Origin of the sequence: 'Chrysanthemum coronarium' phytoplasma (assembly GCF_000744065.1) — a bacterium.
Taxonomy (GTDB): Bacteria; Bacillota_I; Bacilli_A; order Acholeplasmatales; family Acholeplasmataceae; genus Phytoplasma; species Phytoplasma asteris.
Genome location: NZ_BBIY01000058.1, coordinates 1 through 3,147 on the forward strand (window position 1 = coordinate 1; position 3,147 = coordinate 3,147).

Annotated in this window: 3 protein-coding genes; all 3 read left to right on the forward strand. The window is 30.8% G+C overall.

What is annotated here, in order from left to right; genetic code table 11:
- The first annotated feature begins 191 nt into the window (after positions 1-191).
- Positions 192-1,109 carry a phosphatidate cytidylyltransferase gene (locus tag OYV_RS03125; protein ID WP_042068238.1) on the forward strand — a complete coding sequence of 306 codons (918 nt, stop codon included), beginning with the start codon at positions 192-194 and terminating at the stop codon, positions 1,107-1,109.
- A gap of 261 nt (positions 1,110-1,370) precedes the next feature.
- Entirely contained in the window at positions 1,371-2,195 is an 825-nt protein-coding gene (gene tpiA, locus OYV_RS03130) for a triose-phosphate isomerase (RefSeq protein ID WP_042068239.1), read from the forward strand.
- A 177-nt stretch (positions 2,196-2,372) separates the two neighbouring features.
- The coding region (locus tag OYV_RS03135) for an HAD-IIB family hydrolase (protein WP_042068240.1) at positions 2,373-3,147 on the forward strand (775 nt) is incomplete at its 3' end.

Here is a 3,147-nt window from a genome sequence, read left to right on the forward strand (position 1 = left end):
AACTTACTAAAGATTTAGAAACTTTTTATTTAAATCAAATTCAAACATTAACTGATAAAAACATTAAACTTATTGAAAAACACACCACCACTAAAAACACTGAATTATTAAAAGCTTAAAATGATTTCGTTTTCCAAATACAACAATTTTACCCAATTTTTACCTTTCGCTTTAAAAAAATGGAGGTTTATATGATAAAAAAGAGAATAATAACAGGGGCCACCTTAGTTTTATTTTCTTTTTTCTTTTATTATTATGCCCCTTTAGAAATCAAATTTGTAGTTTTTGCCCTTTTAGCAATAAAAGCAGTGCAAGAAATGTTTTTTATACTCAAACATCCCAAAGATAACCAAAAACAGACCTTTATTAAATTTGGGTTAGTTGCCACTTCTACTTTATTATTTTTTACAGTTGTTTGTTTGGTGTTGTATCCAAATATTTGTCAAAATCAAAACTTAATAAAAGACGCAAAACAATTAAACTTTTTATTCCTTAATAAAGACACATTTGTATCCCTAACAAAATCAGCTCCCTCGAACCTAAATTTTTTCCTTCTTTTATTCTTGCCTTTTGTGTTAGTTTTAATAATGCTAGTTTTTTTACCTTTTTTGCAAACTAAAGATGTAAGTAAAACCTTTCTTATCACCTTTTATATTGGTTTTTTGATGGCTTGTCTTTTTTCTTTGTTTTTCCTGCATTGGCATTATTTGCTTTTGTTTTTTTTAGCAGTTATGCTCACTGATTCTTTTGCTTTTTTAGCACGTTTCCCGCGTTTTTTCCCCTTTTTAGGAACAAGACCCCTAGCTTTTCGCCTAAGTCCTACAAAAACTCAAAAAGGTGCTATTTTAGGCACTTTTGGCTCTACTATAACAGTTTTGATGGTCTTTTTATTTATTGATTGCAACTCTTGCATTAGTTTTCCCATCTATGCTTTTTTAATTTCTATTATTTCTCAAATTAGCGATTTGTTAGCTTCCAAATTTAAAAGAGATTATGGCATCAAAGACTTTGGAAGTTTCCTTCCAGGTCATGGTGGTTTTTTAGATAGGTTTGATTCTTGGCTTTTGAGTTCTTTTTTTGCTCTCATACTCTTTAATTTAACTTTTTAAACAAATCCAAACTACCATATTTATTTATATTTTTTCAACATTTAATATTTTTACCCTTGCCTTGTTATGATATAATTTTATTTGTAAATGTTAATATAAAATAATAACTCTTTTCGCGTTTTTCCTTTCTCTTTATCACAAATTTAAATTCAATATTTTAAAACTTTTTAACAATTTCCATTTCAAAAATATTGATTTAAAAAATTAGTTCAAATTTGTCCACCATCTATTTTTTGTAAAAAAATATTAAAGGAGTAATTTATGAATTACAAACCAAGAACAAAAGTTATTGCAGGTAATTGGAAAATGTACAAATGCAAAGACGAAGCCCTGGAATTCATCCAAAAAGTAAGCTTGCAAGTTCCTTACCAAACCCAAGTCCAAACTTTAATTTTCCCCCAACTTACCTTATTGGATTCCTTAGCACAACTCCAAGGCACTAATTTACAAGTAGGGGCCCAAAATATGTTTTATGAATCCGAAGGCGCTTTTACTGGCGAAGTTTCACCACAAAATTTGCTTTCATTAGGTGTCAAGCACGTTTTATTAGGACACAGCGAAAGAAGAACTCTTTTTGGAGAAACCGATCAAACAGTTAATCTAAAACTTTTATCAGCTCTCAAACATAAATTAGTTCCTACTGTTTGTGTGGGCGAATCGCTTCTTACCAAGGAAAATAACCAAACCCAAGTGTTTTTAGACCAACAATTAACCAACATTTTTGCAGGTGTTCCAGAAGAAGCATTACAAAACATTATCATCGCTTATGAACCGGTTTGGGCAATTGGTACAGGCAAAAGTGCAACTCCCCAAGATGCTAACAAAGTCATTGAACAAATTAGAGACAAAGTCACTGCACTTTATTCTTCCCAAGCATCTTGTGCCATGAGAATTATTTACGGCGGTTCAGTGTCTGTTGCCAACATTAAAACCATTTTAGAACAACCCGCTATTGATGGCATTTTAGCAGGAAAAGCTTCCCTCCAAACTGAGGATTTTTTATTTTTTGCTCAAATAGCAAGCAAACAAGCCTTAGCTTCCACTAAAGATATTTTTCAAAAAAATGATTGTCCTTTTTGCTGTTAATTCCAATTTACAATTAGGAAAATAAGACAAATATTTAGCAAAAGTTTTTATTTTAATTTGCTACAATTAATTAATTCATCCCCTTTTTTCTAATTTCATTTTTGCATTTTTTCTTTCATTTTTGCATTTCATCATTTTTTGTGTTTCTCAAATACGATAGGATAATAGGAGTTTCAAATGAAACAAAAAAAAGAATCTTTATTTATTTTTGATATTGATGGCACCCTTTTAAGTTCTAAATATAAAAAAATCTTTCCCCAAACAACCAAAGCCATCCAAACTTTAGCCCAAAACCCTGATAATGTTTTAGCAGTTGCCACAGGAAGAAACATTAAAAGAATAGATGTTTTAGGCAATTTGCTACCTTATTTCAAACATTTTGTCTTTTTTAACGGCGGTCTTACTAAATATTTTGATAAAGTAATTGATGATAGACCTTTTAAAAAAGAAGTAGTCAAAGAACTAATCGCAAAAGCCCATCAAGCCAAAATTCACATAGGTCTTACAGGAATGACACAAGAAATTGTACCAAGCCCACAAGACTTAATTCCGCCTTCATTAGGAGAACTTTACTGCACTAATAAAAAATCTGTAGTGAACCCTGAATTTCATCTGCACAACAATGTTTATCAAGTGTGGTTATTCGAACCCAACAAAGAAAAATTGCAAAATTTTCTTAAAGATTTGAAAGATTTGCAAGCGTATTATTGGAGAACTAATGGTGGTGTTGATTTGGTGCCTCAAAGTGTGAATAAAACTTGTGGTATTAAAAAATTAAAAGAACTTTACCCCCATCATCAATTAGTTTGTGTAGGGGACGGCTATAATGATGTTGAAATGCTTAAATTAGCTGATGTAGGCATCGGATTGGAAAACACCAATTGCCAAGAAATAAAAGATAATTGCAATCTTTTAGCTCCTCATATCGACGATGATAAATTCTATGATTTTT

Coding starts and splice junctions, on each gene's coding strand:
- OYV_RS03125 (WP_042068238.1), top strand. CDS start 192: ATGATAAAAAAGAGAATAATAACAGGGGCCACCTTAGTTTTATTTTCT.
- tpiA (WP_042068239.1), top strand. CDS start 1,371: ATGAATTACAAACCAAGAACAAAAGTTATTGCAGGTAATTGGAAAATG.